The sequence below is a fragment of the Bradyrhizobium sp. 187 genome (assembly GCF_023101005.1).
GTDB lineage: Bacteria > Pseudomonadota > Alphaproteobacteria > Rhizobiales > Xanthobacteraceae > Bradyrhizobium > Bradyrhizobium canariense_D.
The window spans coordinates 549,178-566,193 of sequence record NZ_CP064694.1 but is presented as its reverse complement, the minus strand read 5'-3'; the positions used below and the strand labels follow the sequence as shown (position 1 = coordinate 566,193).

The following is a 17,016-nucleotide window of genomic DNA, read 5'->3' as shown; positions in this document are numbered from 1 at the left end:
GGAGAGCGCCTGATGGTTCGACCCTTTCCTGCTCTCCGAAAGAAACCCTCCCATGACCGAATCTCTCGCCGGCGGCGCTGCCGCCGCGCCGCTCTCGGTGCGCGCCGCTGCAAGTCTCACCTCCGCCGCCGTCAGGGCCGCGCGACAGCTCGCGATTGATCTCGAGCGCGGCCGTCAGATCGATGCGGCTGTCCTGCGTAGCGCCATGGGAGCTGCCTTCGGCGCTTCCGACGCCACTGGCGGCTGGAACTGGAAAACCGCCTATGATGTCTGCGAGGCGGCAACTGTTCTGTTCCTTCGCAAGTTTGGTCCCGCAATTCGTGTCGAGGCCGGCTCGACGGCCGCCATGCTGCTGATGCTCGCGAGAATCGCGCGCCGTCTGCCGACCCACACGCGCCGCTCCGAGGACAGTCAGGCCCTTCAACAATTCTCAACGCCGATCCCGCTTGGGCTTGCCGCATGCACCGCGGCCGGCATCACCCCGTCCGACCGGGTTTTGGAGCCTTCCGCGGGGACCGGCCTGTTGGCCATCTTTCAGACCGACGCAGGCGAGCGGATCGTCGGCCGCAAGGTCTCGGTTACCTGGGTCGCGAATGTCCTTGCGGCTGACGCGCCGGCGCTCGCGCCAGACGCCGCTTTCGTCGCGCTGATGGGGGGGCGGACCGTCCTCGAGCTTGCGGAGGGGCTCCAGCTTCGCCGTGTCCGGGTGATGGGCGCACACCGCATCGAACTGGCGGGCTTCAACGACACCATGCGCGATCGCTTGCGGGCTTACGGCCTCTTTGGAGAAATCATCTCCTGGAAGCTGCGCATGTTCGTGCCCACGGACCTGAGCGGTGTCGAGATTCTGTCCAAGGTACTCGACCGTTATCCGGTCGAGCGTGCCAGTGAGCGGGAGGCCGCCTGATGCGCCGCGAGCCTTGCGAACTGGCACGCCGCCTCGCACGCGAGGCCGAGGCGGTGTGCCGACACTATCTCTCCAACGGCAAGCGGCAGGGCCGATACTGGCTGGTCGGGGATGTCCACAACACCCCTGGCCGCTCGTTGTTTGTGCGGCTCAAGGATTTGCCGAAAGGCCCTGCCGGAAAATGGACCGACGCCGCAACCGGCGAGCATGGCGATCTTCTCGACGTCATTCGTGAAACATGCGGCTTGCGCGATTTCCGGGAGGTCGCAGAGGAGGCGAGGCGCTTTCTGAGGCTGGCTCGTAGTGAACCGGAGGTCGCCCCGAAACCCGTTCGTCCATTAGCACCGGCCGGATCGCAAGAGGCGGCGAGACGGCTCTTCATGATATCCCAACCGATCGAGGGGACGCTGGTGGAGACATATTTGCAGCGTCGCGGGATCCTCCACGTGCCCCATGCTGGCAGTCTGCGCTTCCATCCGCGCTGCTATTATCGGCCCGACGAACACCTGCCAGCCGAGACCTGGCCGGCGATGATCGCCTGCGTCACGGATCTCGAATGCAGGATCACTGGCGTGCATCGCACCTGGCTCGACCCGGACGGCTTTGATCGCATTCGGCTGGGCAAAGCTCCGATTGATACCCCACGACGCGCGATGGGCGATCTCCTCGGCAATGCGGTTCGCTTCGGCGTGGTGGACGACGTGCTCGCTGCCGGCGAGGGAATCGAAACCATGCTTTCGCTTCGTTACGTGCTGCCGAGCATGCCCATGGCGGCTGCGCTCTCGGCCAATCACCTCTCAGCCATGGTGTTTCCCACTGGGCTGCGCCGGCTCTACATCTCCCGCGATCTCGATGCTGCCGGCGATGTGGTGCAGGCGACTCTCAGCCAGCGCGCAGCGGACGCCGGCATTGAAGCAATCGCGCTGTCGCCCCGGCTGGGCGACTTCAACGAAGATCTCCATGTCTTCGGCCTCGATGCCGTCCGAGCAGCGTTGCGGTTCCAGCTCGTGCCAGAGGACGTCGTTCGCTTCCTGCATTCCTCGACGGTGCCCGCGGAATAGCTCCCGGTCTTCAATCGACGTTGATGGGCCAGTCATAGGCGAGGCCAATACCGGAAGAGGACGCGACCTCGGCCTTCTAGAGGGCGATCGGATGGCAAGCGGGTGCGGGCCGGCAATGGCTGCGTCCGGCTATTTTCCGCCGCGCGCCGGCGATGTGAAGACACATCGTACGTTTGGCTAGCGCGCTTTGCATCGCGAAGCAAAATAGCCGGCCTTCGCCATCCTCCGCTGCCGCTTCGGCCCTTTCGGGTTCTGGCACGCTCCGCCCGCCGTCAGAGGATCGCCACGAAGGCCGCGATGGTCGCGGCCGATCCGGCAAGGACCTCTTCCCATGACCGACCATGACGACATCGAACCGCCGCACAACTCTTCTCCGACCGACCACGTCATCACCGAACTACAGCTCTTCGGCCATCGTCCATTCGACGACCAGCCCGATCCAAGACCGCTCCCCGAGGGCAAGATGATTGGCGGCGCCGTCGCGGATATATTCGACGCCCTGGTCGCGACCCTTAGCGACACGCGGCTTGAGCCGGATCTTGACGATCTGCTCTGGTCGACAGTCAACCTGTTCCATCGTGCCGTCGACCGCATCGAGCGGCAGCTCGATAATAACGAACAGGCGCAGCAGAAGAGCCAACGCGAGCAGAACGGCTCCGAAGTGCGATCGGTCGAGCTTGAGCGCCTGACAGCCGAAGGCATCACGCTGATCGAGCGCCGCAACTGCCTGGAGCTCTTTCGCGACCAGGCCATCGAACGATTTGAGGTCAACACCGGCGCATCCTGGCGGCCGCGATCGGGATCATTGGTCAACCACCGCACGCTCACCGCGGCAATGATCGACTCCCGCGACTTCATTGCCGCCAAACGACGCGCCGAGACCGAGGTCTTGTTGCCACCAGGACCGAAAATCGCACTCACCGGCGGGCTCGACTTCAATGACCACAACCTCATCTGGGATCGCCTCGACAAGGTTCATGCCAAGCACCCCGACATGGTCCTCCTGCATGGCGGCTCTCCGAAGGGTGCCGAACTGATCGCCTCCAAATGGGCAACCGGCCGCAAAGTGCCACAGATCGCCTTCAAGCCCGACTGGACCAGGCACGCCAAGGCGGCGCCGTTCAAACGCAACGATGCGATGCTCGAACTCCTGCCGATCGGCGTCATGCATTTCCCGGGCACGGGAATTCAGGACAATCTCGCTGACAAGGCGAAGCGGCTCGGTATTCCCGTTTGGAAGTTCGGCGGCGCATGAGCGCCGTCTACTCGCCTCCAAGACGGCCAAGATGGCGTTGCGCGCCGCAACTCCGCCTCGTTTCGATTTTACGTGCAAAGCCGCGCCGTGGTGGTGGTGGAGGCGCGACCAATACGTCTGTGCATTGGAGCCACCGCCATGCTCGCCCTTGGGCTTGCCCTCAACACGCTTGGCATCGGTTTGTTCTGCTGGCTGATCTTTGCGCTCGCGGTCTATGCCTTGCCGTTTTTCGTCGCAGTTACCGTCGGAATGTCCGCATTTCGTGATGGCGCGGGCGTCTTCGGCGCACTGCTTATCGGAATTGTTTCTGGCGCGCTGACGCTTGCCGCTGGTCAGCTCACTCTCGCCGTTAGTCAGTCCTTGACCTTGCGCGTCGCGATCGCAACCGTCTTCGCGGTGGTCCCCGCGGCAATCGCCGGCTATCATGTGGTGTTTGCCCTGTCGCAGATCGAGGTCGCCTCGCTGGTTTGGCGCGAGGCCTTTGCTTGCGTAGGTGCGCTTTGCATCGGCGGCACGGCATGGGCGCGTTTGACCTTTTTCGCGAGGACCCGCCCATCGGACTCGGCCGGGGTGGTGGAGAATACACCTCGACCAGTTCTTACCGCCGCCAAGCACGAGCAATGAGGCGTCGTTGCCATCAGGTCCAGCAAGCTCGCACAGAGACCAGGTTGAACGAGAGAGCCTCGAGCTTGAGCGAAAGGTAACCGCGTTTCTCCTCGAACCCTTCAAGCAAGCCCCACAAATCTCTGTCTGGCCCGCATAGCTGCGGTGAGGCGCGCCGCGCTCGATCATTTCTGCGGGGACGATACCGCCCTTTGCGGCAAATTGCTTCTCCTTCTGCGCGGATCCGTACCGACCTCTTGCTCAGCACACCGAGATTCGCCAAATCTTCTCCTTAAGATGCGGTTCAGCACGCGGACGCACGTGGCCTCTTTGGTGGCTCGATCTGGCCCAAGAGCGGCTGCGCCTCGATCGTCTGAGCCGCAACGCCGTTGGAGCGACTTTCTTCCCCTGGGCTGGCGCCCATTCCTCGCGAGACAAGAAAGTCGCTCCAACGGCGTCCTCCGCTGCGCTCCGGCCCGCCAGCGGGTGCGTCGCCGATCGTCTTCGGCCTTTAGATCGCCATCGAGGCCGCGGTGGTCGCGGGCTCGAAACACAACAGGAGAAGTGACATGGCTAACATCGGTTCTTTCAAGAAAGTCGGCAACGATTTCCAGGGCGAGATCGTCACCCTGAGTTTGCAGGCCAAGGGCGTCCGCATCGTCGCCGAGACCAACCGCTCCAACGATAACGCTCCCAGCCACCGCATCTATGTGGGCCGGGCGGAGATCGGGGCGGCCTGGTCCAAGCGCTCCGAGGAGGGCCGCGATTACCTCTCGCTCAAGCTCGACGATCCCTCGTTCAACGCGCCGATCTACGCGAACCTGTTCGACGACGAAGGCGGCGAGGGCTACACGCTCTTGTGGTCGCGGCCGCGCAAGAACGGGGAGTGAGGCTCGGTCCAAAGCCCCGCCCGAGTTGATCGGGCGGGGCTTCTTTTCCAGCCTAAGGCAAAATGATCATCGCTGCCGTTACATTGGAACGGTTCTCACATCACCTCTCGTGGGTACCGATATTTTAGTCCGGTCAATGCCGATCTCGTAGACAGCTTGCTCTTGGGGCAGCGAAGGCTTTGCGGAGTCCGAGGACCGAGCGCCTCAACCTCATAACTCACCGCCGCCGCGCTAACGCTTGCTGACCTTGCATCGGGCGTCTAATCGGGCGGAGGTACAATCGGAATGGCAAGGCCGGCGTCTACGCGGTCCCGTTTTGACCATGTCTTGAAGCCATTCACTCACGCTTGAGCATTGCCGGATGGATCGTAAGGGCAGGAGGCTACACCCTCCTTAGGTCCGACCGCATAAAACCGGCAAGCAGAGGTCCAACAAAAAACCTCGTCGAACCGCTCGTGCGAGGCTTTTTCCAGGCGGTCGGGAAACGTCTCGCCCCGGTACGATGCTCTACTGGTCAATCTTTTTTCCTCTTCGGGCCTTTAGGAGGCTCTTCGAGAACTCCTGGTCCGGCAAGACAAGATCCACGTGGCTAACACCCAGTGTGGTTGCGAGTTCGAACAGCGTCAGCACGGTGGGATTGCGCCGACCCTGTTCCAATCCGCTGATATATTGTTGCGTGAAGCCGGACGCCTCTGAGAATTTCTCCTGCGTGAAGCCTTTCTGCTTCCGCAGTTTCAAAAAATTCCGACCCACCAACTTGCGCATATCCATCTGCGCAAGTTGCTTCTTCACATACTATGAGGTTTATCTCCTATAATATGTATTCCACGATTTGAGACCCACCTCGAACGCTAAACTGCAGCCTTGAGCGGGAAATGAACTGAGGAACCCTGACTGCGCGCGTCTATTGTCATTCTTGCGAGATTTACCATGCAAACACCGCCCCTTGAGCCGCATGTCGCGGCCTGCGCCCCCACAGATCCAGCGCTCACATCCTATGATGAGGAGCATCTGGTGACGTATTGGCGCCTTCTCGACGCCGCGGCAGATGGCGCCGACTGGAAGGAAGTGGCTCGAATCGTGCTGCACATTGATCCGGACCGAGAATCCATCCGGGCGCAAACTGCATTCGAGAGCCATTTGAGGCGCGCGAGATGGCTGGCAGATCACGGCTACCGTCATCTGTTGCGCGGTGGCGCAGGTAGATAGCAGGATTTGCCGCCTCGCCACCCGAGTTGAAAAGTCAATTCTCTCCGAGCATCATGGATCTTCTTGAGCATCACGTTGTGATCGCCTCCACGGCAACCTGGCACTCCCACAGCCCTTATTGGCCCGCTATCGACCCAATCGCGCTTGGAGAGTTCAGCCCGGAGTAGATGCGGTCGAGCGTACAATCACGCACGAATTTTGCTCGCCTTCTCCTCGAGCAGTTGGGCGGGTCGAACTTCCAGAGCCTGCGAGACTTGCCAAATCGTAAGCAGGGTCACGTTTTGCAACCCTCTCTCCATACTACTGATGAACGCGCGATCGACACCCATGCGCTCTGCCACCGCCTCTTGGCTCAGGCGAAGGTCTAACCGAAATCGACGCGTGTTTGCTCCAAAAAGCTTGCGGATGTCCATCCGCAGGATAGGAAGCATTCGCGTATTTTGGCGCTACGTGTTATAATACGCGGCGAGGCTTGGTGCGACCAAGGATCCGTTGGTTTTGCCACTCGGGACGGGCTTGTCGTCGGACGCATGCGCTAGCGGCAACGCACGACGTCCGCCCCAAGGTACGGCGGGCGCAGTCCGCGCAGACAGAGGTGGAGAAATGGATCCCATCTTCTGGCCTTTATGGCACGCTTGTGGCAAGCCATCAGGAATTGAGTAGGATCGAGCAAGTAAGTTGATGGTACGCCCATGCAGATACCGCCACTCGAGCCCGACCTCGCCGATTCAGCTCCGAACGATCCAGTCCTTACCTCCTATGACGAGAAGCATCTGGTGACCTATTGGCGGCTGCTTGATGCAGCAGCCGCGGGTGCTGATTGGAGGGAGGTCTCGCGAATCGTCCTGCACATCGATCCCGATCGTGAGCCGACACGCGCCCGCAGGGCTTTCGATACTCATCTGGCCAGAGCAAATTGGATGGCGGACCGCGGCTATCGCGAGCTGCTTCGCGGCGGCACCGGCAAGTAGCAGAAATCAGCTGTCGCAAGCTTTTTCTCGAGAATAGCCGTCTCCGGCAATTCTCGTGATGCCCTGCAGGCATCGCGTGATGCCAGATTACTGACTTGTCGAACAACTGAAGGTTACTTAGATCGTCTCCTACTACGGTCTGGCTTTGGGGTTATCTTAATGTCGACATACGACTGGCGCTCAGCGGAGAGTTATCAGCGCGCAATTACTTCAGGTGAAATCGAAGATTTCGCGTGGGAGCTCCTCCGCCGCAATCCTGAATATCAAAGGGACTACCGGGAGGCACGCGCCATAGGGGGCCACGTAAGCCCCGAGTTCAGAAGGAGATGGGGCGTCTGCTTTCGCCCATGACCCCCAAGGGTCTTTCTACGAGCAGACCATCTTCTGGGCGCCCGAGGCGATGCCAACGGTGGTGCCGATCGTTCGGAGCGCGTCCGGCCCTCAAGGTTCGGACGTAGCACTTCCGCTTGCTGACCTTACGTCGGCCACCATGAGGCAAGCACCGGACGGCTGGCATGCCCTCTTGCTGGTCCAGGGCACGCAGCATCGGTTATGGCTCAGAGAGGCCCCGCGACTCGGCACCGGATATGCCACCGAATTGCCGCTAGACGAGAATTTCGTCGCGCGCGCCCACGCCGCGCATCGCTTATGGCGAGCGCTGAACGGCCGCCCGCCGGGACCTGCCTTTCATCGGCTTTCGGCCCAGCAGCGGAAAAGGCTCGGCCTCGCTCTGCGAGCGCGGGATGGGCATGAGGATGGCGCATCCTATCGAACGATCGCCGAGGTGATGTTCGGCAAAAGGCGGCTCATCGAGCGCGGCTGGAAGACCCATGACCTGCGCAGCCGTACCATTCGCCTGGTCAAAGCCGGTCGCTTCATCGTGCGTAGTAAGCGCTTAGCCGCAACCCTATTGAGGCTGGCTTGACGTTTTGCGGAATCGCCACGGCATGAGGTCTTCGATGCGGCTATGGGGATGGCCGTCGATGATCGTCTCGAGTGTTTCGGCGATGTAGGCGGCCGGGTTGACGTCGTTGAGCTTGCAGGTGGCGACGATCGAGGCGAGCAAGGCCCAGTTTTCGGCTCCGACCTCATGACCGGCGAAGAGCGCATTTTTTCTGGTCAGGCAGACTGGCCGGATGGCGTTCTCGACAGGGTTGGTGTCGAGCTCGAGGCGCCCGTCTTCGAGGAAGCGGGTCAGACCTTGCCAGTGATTGAGCGCGTAGCGGATGTCCTCGGCGAGCGTCGAACCGCTGGAGATCATCGACAGCTGCTTCTCGAACCACATTTTCAAAGCGGCGACGAGAGCCAACGAATGCTCCTTTCGTGCGGCGAGCCGGATGTCCGGCGATGCACCGCGCACCATGGCTTCGATGGCGTAAAGCTGTGCGATGTGCCGAATGGCGGCCTCGGCGATCGGCGATTTGCTATTGCGGGCCAATTTGACGAAGCGTCGGCGCAAGTGGCTCCAGCAATGCACGAGCGTCCAAGGCCCTTGCAGTCGAGCGACTTCGGTCAGTCGATCATAACCGTCATAGGCATCGCATTGCAGGAAGCGTCCGCCAAAGCCATCCAGGAACTGCTCAGCGAAGGCACCGCTGCGACTGGGGGCATATCGGAACAGCACGATCGGCGGACTTGGGCCGCTGTGGCCGCGGTCGTCTGAGGCAATCGCCCAGAAGTAGCCTTTCTTCGTTTGGCCGCGCCCCGGATCGAGTACCGGCGCCTTGGTCTCGTCCATGAACAGCCGATCCGCCATGGCCAGGTGGTGGCGCATGTGTTCCGCGATGGGCTGAAGATGGAAGCAGGCGCGGCCGGACCAGTTGCCCAGTGTCGCCCGATCAAGCCGGATGCCCTGGCGCGCATAGATCTCGGCCTGACGGTAAAATGGCGTATGGTCGCCAAATTTGGAGACGATCACATGCGCGATGGCCGCTTCGGTCGGCAGCCCGCCGGGCACGACGTGCTCCGGTGCGTGCGCCTGCACGACGGGGCCGGAGCAGCGGCGACAGATGTATTTTGGGCGGCGTGTGATCAGCACGCGCCATTGCGCCGGGATCACGTCGAGGCGCTGGCTGACGTCCTCGCCGATCTTCGTCATGGCGCCGCAACCGCACGGGCAAAGCGTACTCGCAGGCTCGATGATCCGTTCCACCCGCGGCAAATGGGCAGGCAGGCAGCCGCGGTTGCGATGAGAACCTTGATCCGGCGCGCTCCGCGATCGGCCCTTGATCACAGCCTCGGCTCTCTCCTGCGCCGCGTCCAGGATGCCTTGCGCGATCTCCACGTCTTCCAGCGGCAAGTGATACTGATCTGGCCGCAGCTTCTCGGACGTCGCGCCGAACTTCTCGCGTCGCAATTCGCCGAGAATGACCTCCAACCGACGCCGCGCCTCTTCCGACGTCGCCAGCGCCGCCTGATGTTCGCTCAAGGTCGCCTGCGTTTGCGCCAAAAGCGCTTTCAATTGTTCATTTTCGTCGCGCAGCGCCGCGATGCTCATGCGCTATTTCGAGCACATCGCCGCCGCGCGTGCCACATTCAAAATAGCTTCCGAGTCATTCTGCCGCAGTTATCCAGCCGCCTGGGGACGCCGCGCTTCTTCCGGGCGGACCAACCTCCAATCCAGCCCCTCGAACAGGGCTGCGAACATCGCCGGCGATATCCGTATCACGCCGTCTGCGATCGTTGGCCAAACGAACTTGCAACCTTCAAGACGCTTGTGCACCAACACCAGACCCGTTCGATCCCAGACCAAAATCTTGATCCGGTCCGCTCGTTTCGATCGGAACACGAAGGCTGCGCCGCTGAACGGGTCGAGACGAAGCATCTCCTGCACCTTCGCCGCAAGCCCATCGTGGCCACAGCGGAAGTCGATCGGCCGCGTCGCGATGTAAATCTTCAGATCGGCACCGGCCGCGATCATCGTGACGCTCGCATCGCGCGGATCACACGGGACAGCTGCTCGCCATCTATGGCTGTGTCCGTCCGCAGCACGACATCGCCGATCGCGATCTCAAGCTTGATCGCCGGAACCTGACGCTCCTCCAACGCACCTTCCACGACTAGCGGCGCGAATGTCGGCTGCGATACCTCGCGCGGCGACAACATGCCTCGCTGTCGAAACCGCCGCCGCCAATCGTAGATTTGCCAGCGCGTCGCTCCGTGCTTGCGCGCCACCTCGGACACCTGGGCACCGGGTAACAGACTCTCGGCGACGATCCGAGCTCTCTCAGCTTCCGAACGTACGCGGCGCCCCGATGGTCCTTCAAGAACCTCCAGCCGGCTCACCGATCGCCTCGTTGAGCCGTCCAAATGGACGTCCTTTTTGCTGTCCAATCCCATCCGAAACCTCCGTCCAAGCCGGAGGCTTCTTTCGCACGTTCATTCGAATTCTGAAGCAAGGGTATCGGCTTCGCGCTTACCGTGCGTACCGGCTACCGTGCATTGTTTCGATCGAGATCCCGCAAGAAATAGATCTGCATAGCGTACAACTGATGCAACCAGGTCAGGTTTGGCGCCTCTCGCCCTCGCGCTGACTTCACCGGCGGGCGGCCCGCGGTTGGATCTTACGCCTCATGCGTGCCGATCGCCTGCGGCGCATCGGAGCGCGTCGAACTTTCCCGCACCACGCCCAACAACTGAGACGTCCCTGGCTGCGCAGCAGAATCGTCGGCCGATTGCTGGACTGCCAAGCCTGCATTCCTCTTTTGCCGATCGCAGCGCGAAAGCAACAGGAGGGGTGCCGAAATCGTCACCACGATGTTCGGCATCCCCTCAAGTACGTTCGCTCCTCCATGGTGTCCGTCGACGCGCGATCAAACTCCGTCGCGCTCCATGACATCACGGGAGCGATCCGATGCCCGACCCGAACGCCGGCACGCCGCAACGCTATCTTCGCACACCAGAAGCGGCACGCTTTCTTGGCCTGTCCGGCCGCACCCTCGAAAAGCATCGCACCTATGGCACAGGTCCGACCTACCGCAAGCTGGGCGGCCGCGTCGTCTACGCGCTCGAAGACCTGAAAGCATGGGTGGACCGCGGCGCCAAAACGTCGACCAGCGATCCCGGGGTTGGCACGGTCTTGCCCGCCAAGCGGCACCCGCCCATCGCTTACGCAGGCAAGGAGCGGCGCTGACCCATGCCGGACAGCAACTCCTTTGCGCGCTCGCGGCGCAACTCAGAACGGGATCAGCTCGATCTGTTTCGCGCTCTTCCCGGTGATCTCGCGCCGCGCGACGCGCAAGACTTAATGGCTTATCCGTTCTTTTCGCTGGCGAAGTCGAAACGGACCGTTCCCATCGATTTTGGGGTCGGGACAATCAAAATCCGTGTCGAAGCTGTGCCGGAACATGGCATGGCGACCATCTGGGATGCGGACGTGCTGATCTGGGCCGCCTCGCAAATTATCCAGGCGCGTGACGCAGGTTTGAAGACGTCGCGGTTGATGGCCGCCACCCCTTACGAGATCCTGACTTTCGTTGGACGCGGCACAAGCGTGCGCGACTACGATCGCCTCAAGGCTGCGCTCGACCGGCTGCAATCGACGACCGTGATGACATCCATTCGCCAGCCGACAGAGCGCCGGCAGCATCGGTTCTCGTGGATCAATGAATGGAAAGAGACGACGGATATGCACGGCCGCGCCCGCGGGCTCGAGCTGATCCTGCCAGACTGGTTCTACACGGGTGTCCTGAACGAAGCACTCGTGCTGACGATCGACCGCGCATATTTCGATCTGACTGGCGGACTGGAGCGCTGGCTTTATCGCCTCGTGCGCAGGCACGGCGGTCGCCAAAAGGGCGGCTGGAGCTTTGATCTTGTGCACCTCCACGCCAAATCGGGCTGCCTATCGCCACTCAAGCACTTCGCATACGACCTGCGCCAGATCGTTCGACAGCAGAGATTGCCAGGATATGAACTGGTCATCTCGCACGACCCAAATGGGACGGAACGGCTGAACTTCGCTCCCACTCCGGTCGACCCGCTTACCCACCGGCTGCGCAAGCGCGGGCTTATCTCCGGCTCGGGGGAAAACCTGTGAATCCCGCCGTGCTATCAGGGACCAGCGCCACCGTGCCATCGGGGACCGAAAACGCGTGCGATCAGGGACCGTTATCGCGGAAAAGCCCTTGCCACAGAGGAGCTTCCGCTTCCTCTAACTTTCCTAACCAGGAATCCTTCGGATTCCTTCTAACGGATCCCCAATCCACGTCCCTGCAGAGTTCGTGGCTGTCCAGCGAGCCTACCGCCTGCGCCAATCTCCGCACGACAGCGGCTGAGCTGCGTCTTGCTTCCTGGAAATGGATCTTCCCAGTCCTGGACCTGCAGGAGCGTTATCTCCTCCCAAGGCGCGCTTGGCGTCCTGACGCGGCCGTGAGCGCGCAGCAGTCGTGCTTCGCCTCGCCTGTCGTTTGCCTATCACGCCTCCTCGTCCTGGATTTCAGATCGCCACGTCTGGGCACCGCGCCCGCCGTCTTGCGATATGGATTTTCAATATGAATGATCTCACGACGGTTGAGCTCTTGTGGCTCGAGAAACGCATCGAAAACCGCATTCGGTTCGGCCGGCCAATATCGGAAGCGATCATCGACCATCACCGGCGTGTTCTTTCATTTTCGCCTGGCAGCATTTTTGCGTTCGTACGCTGGAGCTCCAATGACTTCGGAACCGTACTGTCACGCATCGATATTCTGCGCGCGTGCGCGTCAGGGCAACGCTACTCGACCGTGCCTTGGATCAGTCCGGGCGGCGAGAGCCTGCTGAGATTGTCCGGTTGGCCGAAGGTCGAACGTGTCCTGCAGCTGATCGACGCGGTGGAAGCACTGGGCATCGATCCTGCCGACGTGGCGCCCGACTACTGGCACCACGCGCACAACCGCCTTTCCGTCAATGAGACTCCGCGAAGCTACACCCGTGCGCGCCACCAGGCGTGGCTCCGGCGCCAAAGGGTGACACTTTGATGGGCCGGCTCATAACAATTCTTGCAATGTGCGGGGGCACGGCTCTTGCGCTCTCCGCCGACCGGGGCACAGCGCCATGGTATGTTTGGAACGCTTCGCACAGCGTGCCGATCGGTCTTTACCGCTTGCAAGGGGTAGAGCGCCTCCGTGTCACTTCGCTTGTAGCCGTTCGCCCGCCCGAGCCGCTTGCGTCCTTCCTTGATTTGAACGGTTATCTGCCGCTCGGCATTCCCATGCTCAAGCGGGTCTTGGCGCTCCCGGGGCACACCGTCTGCAGACGAGAACTCGCTATCCTCGTCGACGGCATCGAGATGGGCGAGGCCCGCGAGCGTGATGGCCGTGGACGGCCTTTGCCCGCATGGCAAGGATGCCACGTCCTGACGGCCGACCAGATCTTTCTGATGAACTGGCAATCGGCCGATTCTTTTGATGGCCGCTATTTCGGGCCGATCGCGGCCTCCGCCGTCATCGGCCAAGCTTTGCCAGTGTGGACGAAGGAGGAATGACCATGCTTGCCTCGCTTCATCGACTTGCAGCTTCATCATGCTCCCGCGGACCACAATCCCTTTGCTCCTTTCCGGCCAAGCTCGTCAGCAGATGCGGGCGCGCAGATGATGATCAGCTGCAAAGGCCGCACGCTGACTGCTCCCAGGTTGCGCTCGAGGCGATGCGGGCATGCCGTCCATCCTTCCGTATCATCGCGGCATTCCTGGCAGCTTTGGCAGCTGTCGAATTGCCGTCGAGCTGTCGAGCCCAATCCGAATTGCAGGCGCCTGCTCCGCCCTCAACGTGCCTTGGCAAATTCGTCCCATATGCGGCCTTCATTGCCGAGGCGTCCCGCCGGTTTGCAGTTCCCGTGCAATTGGTTTGTGCCGTGATCCAGGTCGAAAGCAGTGGCAAAGCGCAGGCCGTGTCATCTCGAGGTGCCCTGGGCTTGATGCAGATCATGCCAGGGACGTGGGTCGACCTGAGCGCCCGCTACAATCTAGGCATCGACCCCTTTGACCCCCATGACAACATTTTCGCCGGGGCCGCCTACCTGCGAGAGATGCTGGACCGGTTCGGCTCGGACGGATTTCTCGCCGCCTACAACGCAGGCCCCCAGCGCTACGCGAAGCATCTGACGACGGGGCGCGCGCTGCCTGAAGAAACCCTGGCCTACCTGAACAAACTCGAGCCATTGACCGGCATCATACAGCGCTGGCGCGATACTTCGGTCCCCGTTCCCAGCACAGATTGGAAGCAGGCCGCGCCGTTTGTTCCGCGATTTCATCGCTGGTCGAGCGAACGGAGCTCGGTATCCGCTCTGCATGAAACGCCTTCATCGAAAGACACGCTGACCCCCAACACAACTGGACTTGTGCCCCATGCGAGTGGTCTGTTCGTGCCGCGATCGGACGAATCGAAGTCTCAATGACGATAATCGCATCTCCTCGCATACCATCGCAAGTTCTCGCATTTTGGAGAGTGATGAGGACGCGGGCGGAAGGAGCGGACCGGGGATGGCAGGATAAAAGCCGCAAGGTGCGGCCGGTCGGTTGGGAGCAATCTTGCTTTAGTTTCAATCAGCCAATGCAACTTGCAAATGTTGAGCGCACATTTCACATTTTGCCAAATTGCCGCTGCTGCTCAGCTTTTCGCACTCTGCCAACAAACGATGGCCGGTAAGGACGATTTCCGAATCCGCCCTGGCCGCATTCGCTCTACGCGAGCGCCGCGGGCAAAGCCGTTTCTGGCGCAGGCCCTCAGAGCCGCGCAGAAGGCCGGCGGTCTGTCACGCGGGTACCGCCGTGGAACAAACTTCGGACGTGGACGCGCAGCGAGTCTTGCAGCATCCAGACTGCTCAGCAACCGGTCTCGCGGCGCCATGGTCAAGGCGCGGGTGGTGCGCCGAATGCCCACGCCCGGGGCGCTGCGGGCCCATCTTGGTTATCTGCAGCGTGACGGGGTCACCCGGGACGGAGCGCCAGGCAAGCTCTTTGACGCTCTCGGAGATGAAGCAGACGGCCGCGCCTTCGCCGAACGCTGCGAGGGTGACCGGCATCATTTCCGCTTCATCGTTTCGCCCGATGATGCAGGCGAGCTCACCAGCCTGCGCAGCTTCACCCGTGAGCTCATGGATCAGGCCTCGCGCGACCTTGGAACGCGCCTCGAATGGGTCGCGGTCGATCACTGGAATACGGAGCACCCGCACATTCATATTCTCGTGCGCGGACGCGCCGATGATGGAAAAGACCTCGTCATCAGCCGCGATTACATCGCAACTGGCTTGCGCGCCCGGGCCGGCGATCTCGTCACCCGCGAACTGGGTCCCCGATCCGAGCTCCAGATCCGCGAAGGGCTGGAAGCCGAGGTGACCGCCGAACGATGGACCAGGTTCGACCGGGTGCTCGCGCGGCAAGCGGCATTGGCCGATGGCGTCATCGATTTAAGGCCGGAACGGGATGGTGCCCGGGACCCGTTACGAGACATTCGGATCGGGCGGATGCGGATGCTGGAGCGCCTGGGTGTGGCAGAGCCGGCGGGGCCCGCTCGCTGGGTCTTGGCCGAAGACGCCGAGCCACGCCTGAGAGCGCTTGGCGAGCGCGGCGACATCATCAAGCGGCTGCACAAGGCGATTGCCAAGGATGGTATCGCACGCTCACCGTCCTCCTTTGCGCTCGAAGGCGAGCATCACGGTGAACCGATCATTGGCCGTCTCGTCGCCCGCGGACACGACGACGAATTGAGGGGCAATGCCTTTGCCATTGTCGACGGCATAGACGGGCGCGTCCATCACCTCAAACTCCCCGATATCGAGGCGGCTGGCGACGGACCGATTGGAGGCGTCGTGGAGCTCCGCCGCTTTGAGGATACGAGGGGACGGACACGCATCGCACTCGCGGTAAGATCCGAACTCGTCCTGGAAAAGCAGGTCACCGCGGAAGGCGCCACATGGCTCGACCGGCAGCTTTTGGCGCGCGAACCTCCTGAATTCTCGCGCGCCGGCTTTGGCGCAGAGGTCCGGGCAGCCCTGGAACAGCGGATTGATGTGCTGGCAGAGTACGGACTTGCTCAGCGGCACGGCGACAAAGTGCGGCTTGGCCGCAATCTGATCGAGACCTTGCGAAGCCGCGAGCTCGATAGCGCCGGCCGGCGACTTACGGAGGAGACGGGGCTTCCGCATCTAACTGCTCGATCAGGTGAACAGGTTTCGGGAACATACCGACAGCGGCTTTCCCTCGCCTCGGGGCGCTTTGCCATGATTGATAATGGGCTCGGCTTTCAGCTCGTGCCTTGGGCTCCTTCACTGGAGCGGGAACTGGGCAAACAGGTGAGCGGGATCGCAGGCCCAGGCAATGTCGATTGGTCCTGGGGCCGCAAACGGGGCCTGTCACTTTGACTGGCAGTCTCTTCGCTGGGCTGCGACGCAAGACTGCGGCCCTAGCTGCGGCTGCGCTCACCCATGTACAAGCGAGCCCCGCTATCCTTTTGTCGCGAGAGGAAGTTCGCTGTATTCGCGCTCACTGCACCACGTCCCAGCGAGTCTTGGGGGCCGGGACATTCGCTGGTTCGATCCTTCTGCGTGCCCGGTTCCGAGCACTGTCTCCTCCTGGAGATCTTGATGCCGTTGCGAGTTTTCGCTAGATCGCATGTGTTCATTCAGGAGAAGTGACGGTGACGATCGGTACTGTAAAGTGGTTTAACACGACCAAGGGCTACGGTTTCATCAAGCCGGATGACGGCGGCCCCGACGTCTTTGTGCACATCAGCGCCGTTGAAAAGGCCGGATACACCGGCTTGGCGGAAGGCGCTCGGATCAGCTTCGAGGCCAAGGCCGGTCGGTCCGGCAAAGTATCAGCCGAGAATCTCCGGATCGGATAAGGCCGACATCACCGACGGCGGCGGCAACGGTTGGATCGGGATCCCTCCTGAAATGAGACCCGATCTCGCCAAAGAACAGAGCTTCGCTAGTTGAAGATACGGCCGTGCCATCAGCATCAATGTGGACCCGGCCGCGCCGTGAACAACCAGTTGGTTAGATTAGCGTAATCTACGCTCTCATCGGCGCGAACTGCTGCGGCTTGTCGATAACGGGCGACTTCAACGTTACTCTGGATGGGCCAGCTGGCACCAGGTGCACGATGCCATAGCCATTCTCGTCCAGATAGCGCAAGAACGCC

The 17,016-nt window shown here is 61.7% G+C and carries 21 protein-coding genes and 1 pseudogene; 16 read left to right on the top strand and 6 right to left on the bottom strand.

From position 1 onward, the window contains the following. Window positions 1–52: 52 nt before the first annotated feature. The 5 genes and pseudogenes from IVB19_RS39845 to IVB19_RS39825 form a co-directional block, all read left to right on the top strand. Window positions 53–583 (top strand): annotated as a pseudogene (locus IVB19_RS39845) (hypothetical protein); the annotation flags it as partial. Between the two features lie 323 nt (window positions 584–906). Next, window positions 907–1,968: a DUF7146 domain-containing protein gene (locus IVB19_RS39840; RefSeq protein ID WP_247822095.1), complete on the top strand. Its 1,062-nt coding sequence runs from the start codon at window positions 907–909 to the stop codon at window positions 1,966–1,968. Between the two features lie 331 nt (window positions 1,969–2,299). Further along, window positions 2,300–3,223, top strand: coding sequence for a DUF2493 domain-containing protein (locus tag IVB19_RS39835; RefSeq protein ID WP_247822094.1), 924 nt, complete (start codon window positions 2,300–2,302; stop codon window positions 3,221–3,223). Window positions 3,224–3,361: 138 nt separating this feature from the next. Further along, window positions 3,362–3,847, top strand: coding sequence for a hypothetical protein (locus tag IVB19_RS39830; protein WP_247822093.1), 486 nt, complete (start codon window positions 3,362–3,364; stop codon window positions 3,845–3,847). A gap of 548 nt (window positions 3,848–4,395) precedes the next feature. Further along, on the top strand, window positions 4,396–4,716 hold the full coding sequence (locus tag IVB19_RS39825; protein WP_018454792.1) for a DUF736 domain-containing protein: 321 nt from the start codon (window positions 4,396–4,398) through the stop codon (window positions 4,714–4,716). Window positions 4,717–5,223: 507 nt separating this feature from the next. Here the strand turns inward: IVB19_RS39825 and relB (IVB19_RS39820) are convergent. Next, window positions 5,224–5,487, bottom strand: coding sequence for a type II toxin-antitoxin system RelB family anti-toxin (gene relB, locus IVB19_RS39820; RefSeq protein ID WP_247822092.1), 264 nt, complete (start codon window positions 5,485–5,487; stop codon window positions 5,224–5,226). Between the two features lie 159 nt (window positions 5,488–5,646). Between relB (IVB19_RS39820) and IVB19_RS39815 the strand changes: the two genes are divergently transcribed. Then, window positions 5,647–5,925 carry a DNA -binding domain-containing protein gene (locus IVB19_RS39815; RefSeq protein ID WP_247822091.1) on the top strand — a complete coding sequence of 93 codons (279 nt, stop codon included), beginning with the start codon at window positions 5,647–5,649 and terminating at the stop codon, window positions 5,923–5,925. 185 nt (window positions 5,926–6,110) lie between these two features. On the opposite strand, the gene relB (IVB19_RS39810) is transcribed toward IVB19_RS39815, so the two are convergent. Further along, window positions 6,111–6,338 carry a type II toxin-antitoxin system RelB family anti-toxin gene (gene relB / locus IVB19_RS39810; protein WP_247822307.1) on the bottom strand — a complete coding sequence of 76 codons (228 nt, stop codon included), beginning with the start codon at window positions 6,336–6,338 and terminating at the stop codon, window positions 6,111–6,113. Between the two features lie 279 nt (window positions 6,339–6,617). Here relB (IVB19_RS39810) and IVB19_RS39805 point away from each other — a divergent pair, with 279 nt between their 5' ends. The 3 genes from IVB19_RS39805 to IVB19_RS39795 all read left to right on the top strand — a co-directional run bounded on the left by IVB19_RS39805 (window position 6,618) and on the right by IVB19_RS39795 (window position 7,821). Next, complete coding sequence (locus IVB19_RS39805) at window positions 6,618–6,896, top strand: DNA -binding domain-containing protein (RefSeq protein ID WP_247822090.1); 279 nt, start codon at window positions 6,618–6,620, stop codon at window positions 6,894–6,896. Between the two features lie 159 nt (window positions 6,897–7,055). Then, a complete protein-coding gene (locus tag IVB19_RS39800) occupies window positions 7,056–7,247 on the top strand; it encodes a transcriptional regulator domain-containing protein (RefSeq protein ID WP_247822089.1) in 192 nt (63 codons plus the stop codon). A gap of 172 nt (window positions 7,248–7,419) precedes the next feature. Further along, window positions 7,420–7,821 (top strand): DUF2285 domain-containing protein, encoded by a 402-nt coding sequence (locus IVB19_RS39795; protein ID WP_346283672.1) that lies wholly within the window; start codon window positions 7,420–7,422, stop codon window positions 7,819–7,821. Here IVB19_RS39795 and tnpC read toward each other — a convergent pair. From tnpC to IVB19_RS39775, 4 genes are all read right to left on the bottom strand, one after another. Next, window positions 7,804–9,393 carry an IS66 family transposase gene (gene tnpC / locus IVB19_RS39790; protein ID WP_247822085.1) on the bottom strand — a complete coding sequence of 530 codons (1,590 nt, stop codon included), beginning with the start codon at window positions 9,391–9,393 and terminating at the stop codon, window positions 7,804–7,806. The genes IVB19_RS39795 and tnpC overlap by 18 nt on opposite strands. 69 nt (window positions 9,394–9,462) lie before the next feature. Continuing rightward, the gene (gene tnpB, locus IVB19_RS39785) at window positions 9,463–9,816 is read right to left on the bottom strand and encodes an IS66 family insertion sequence element accessory protein TnpB (RefSeq protein ID WP_007601228.1); all 354 of its coding nucleotides are present in this window, start codon (window positions 9,814–9,816) and stop codon (window positions 9,463–9,465) included. Then, on the bottom strand, window positions 9,813–10,235 hold the full coding sequence (gene tnpA, locus IVB19_RS39780) for an IS66-like element accessory protein TnpA (protein ID WP_247336378.1): 423 nt from the start codon (window positions 10,233–10,235) through the stop codon (window positions 9,813–9,815). The genes tnpB and tnpA overlap by 4 nt, the downstream gene beginning before the upstream one ends. A 224-nt stretch (window positions 10,236–10,459) precedes the next feature. Further along, a complete protein-coding gene (locus IVB19_RS39775; RefSeq protein WP_247822077.1) occupies window positions 10,460–10,663 on the bottom strand; it encodes a hypothetical protein in 204 nt (67 codons plus the stop codon). An 86-nt stretch (window positions 10,664–10,749) separates the two neighbouring features. Between IVB19_RS39775 and IVB19_RS39770 the strand changes: the two genes are divergently transcribed. The 7 genes from IVB19_RS39770 (at window position 10,750) to IVB19_RS39740 (ending at window position 16,717) form a co-directional block, all read left to right on the top strand. Then, a complete protein-coding gene (locus IVB19_RS39770) occupies window positions 10,750–11,028 on the top strand; it encodes a helix-turn-helix transcriptional regulator (RefSeq protein WP_247522883.1) in 279 nt (92 codons plus the stop codon). Between the two features lie 3 nt (window positions 11,029–11,031). Further along, complete coding sequence (locus IVB19_RS39765) at window positions 11,032–11,934, top strand: replication initiator protein A (RefSeq protein WP_247822075.1); 903 nt, start codon at window positions 11,032–11,034, stop codon at window positions 11,932–11,934. 454 nt (window positions 11,935–12,388) lie between these two features. Next, window positions 12,389–12,853 carry a DUF2840 domain-containing protein gene (locus tag IVB19_RS39760; RefSeq protein WP_247822073.1) on the top strand — a complete coding sequence of 155 codons (465 nt, stop codon included), beginning with the start codon at window positions 12,389–12,391 and terminating at the stop codon, window positions 12,851–12,853. Further along, entirely contained in the window at window positions 12,853–13,359 is a 507-nt protein-coding gene (locus tag IVB19_RS39755; RefSeq protein ID WP_524536781.1) for a S26 family signal peptidase, read from the top strand. The genes IVB19_RS39760 and IVB19_RS39755 overlap by 1 nt, the downstream gene beginning before the upstream one ends. Further along, window positions 13,356–14,270 carry a lytic transglycosylase domain-containing protein gene (locus IVB19_RS39750; RefSeq protein WP_247822071.1) on the top strand — a complete coding sequence of 305 codons (915 nt, stop codon included), beginning with the start codon at window positions 13,356–13,358 and terminating at the stop codon, window positions 14,268–14,270. The genes IVB19_RS39755 and IVB19_RS39750 overlap by 4 nt, the downstream gene beginning before the upstream one ends. Window positions 14,271–14,510: 240 nt before the next feature. Then, window positions 14,511–16,235: a relaxase/mobilization nuclease domain-containing protein gene (locus IVB19_RS39745; protein WP_247822305.1), complete on the top strand. Its 1,725-nt coding sequence runs from the start codon at window positions 14,511–14,513 to the stop codon at window positions 16,233–16,235. Between the two features lie 275 nt (window positions 16,236–16,510). Continuing rightward, window positions 16,511–16,717, top strand: coding sequence for a cold-shock protein (locus IVB19_RS39740; RefSeq protein WP_247408864.1), 207 nt, complete (start codon window positions 16,511–16,513; stop codon window positions 16,715–16,717). Window positions 16,718–17,016: the final 299 nt, after the last annotated feature.

What these genes read in the sequence shown, in the direction of transcription:
- IVB19_RS39840 (WP_247822095.1), top strand. Translation starts at nt 907, where the DNA reads ATGCGCCGCGAGCCTTGCGAACTGGCACGCCGCCTCGCACGCGAGGCC.
- IVB19_RS39835 (WP_247822094.1), top strand. Translation starts at nt 2,300, where the DNA reads ATGACCGACCATGACGACATCGAACCGCCGCACAACTCTTCTCCGACC.
- IVB19_RS39830 (WP_247822093.1), top strand. Translation starts at nt 3,362, where the DNA reads ATGCTCGCCCTTGGGCTTGCCCTCAACACGCTTGGCATCGGTTTGTTC.
- IVB19_RS39825 (WP_018454792.1), top strand. Translation starts at nt 4,396, where the DNA reads ATGGCTAACATCGGTTCTTTCAAGAAAGTCGGCAACGATTTCCAGGGC.
- relB (WP_247822092.1), bottom strand. Translation starts at nt 5,487, where the DNA reads ATGGATATGCGCAAGTTGGTGGGTCGGAATTTTTTGAAACTGCGGAAG.
- IVB19_RS39815 (WP_247822091.1), top strand. Translation starts at nt 5,647, where the DNA reads ATGCAAACACCGCCCCTTGAGCCGCATGTCGCGGCCTGCGCCCCCACA.
- relB (WP_247822307.1), bottom strand. Translation starts at nt 6,338, where the DNA reads ATGGACATCCGCAAGCTTTTTGGAGCAAACACGCGTCGATTTCGGTTA.
- IVB19_RS39805 (WP_247822090.1), top strand. Translation starts at nt 6,618, where the DNA reads ATGCAGATACCGCCACTCGAGCCCGACCTCGCCGATTCAGCTCCGAAC.
- IVB19_RS39800 (WP_247822089.1), top strand. Translation starts at nt 7,056, where the DNA reads ATGTCGACATACGACTGGCGCTCAGCGGAGAGTTATCAGCGCGCAATT.
- tnpC (WP_247822085.1), bottom strand. Translation starts at nt 9,393, where the DNA reads ATGAGCATCGCGGCGCTGCGCGACGAAAATGAACAATTGAAAGCGCTT.
- tnpB (WP_007601228.1), bottom strand. Translation starts at nt 9,816, where the DNA reads ATGATCGCGGCCGGTGCCGATCTGAAGATTTACATCGCGACGCGGCCG.
- tnpA (WP_247336378.1), bottom strand. Translation starts at nt 10,235, where the DNA reads ATGGGATTGGACAGCAAAAAGGACGTCCATTTGGACGGCTCAACGAGG.
- IVB19_RS39775 (WP_247822077.1), bottom strand. Translation starts at nt 10,663, where the DNA reads ATGCCGAACATCGTGGTGACGATTTCGGCACCCCTCCTGTTGCTTTCG.
- IVB19_RS39770 (WP_247522883.1), top strand. Translation starts at nt 10,750, where the DNA reads ATGCCCGACCCGAACGCCGGCACGCCGCAACGCTATCTTCGCACACCA.
- IVB19_RS39765 (WP_247822075.1), top strand. Translation starts at nt 11,032, where the DNA reads ATGCCGGACAGCAACTCCTTTGCGCGCTCGCGGCGCAACTCAGAACGG.
- IVB19_RS39760 (WP_247822073.1), top strand. Translation starts at nt 12,389, where the DNA reads ATGAATGATCTCACGACGGTTGAGCTCTTGTGGCTCGAGAAACGCATC.
- IVB19_RS39755 (WP_524536781.1), top strand. Translation starts at nt 12,853, where the DNA reads ATGGGCCGGCTCATAACAATTCTTGCAATGTGCGGGGGCACGGCTCTT.
- IVB19_RS39750 (WP_247822071.1), top strand. Translation starts at nt 13,356, where the DNA reads ATGACCATGCTTGCCTCGCTTCATCGACTTGCAGCTTCATCATGCTCC.
- IVB19_RS39745 (WP_247822305.1), top strand. Translation starts at nt 14,511, where the DNA reads ATGGCCGGTAAGGACGATTTCCGAATCCGCCCTGGCCGCATTCGCTCT.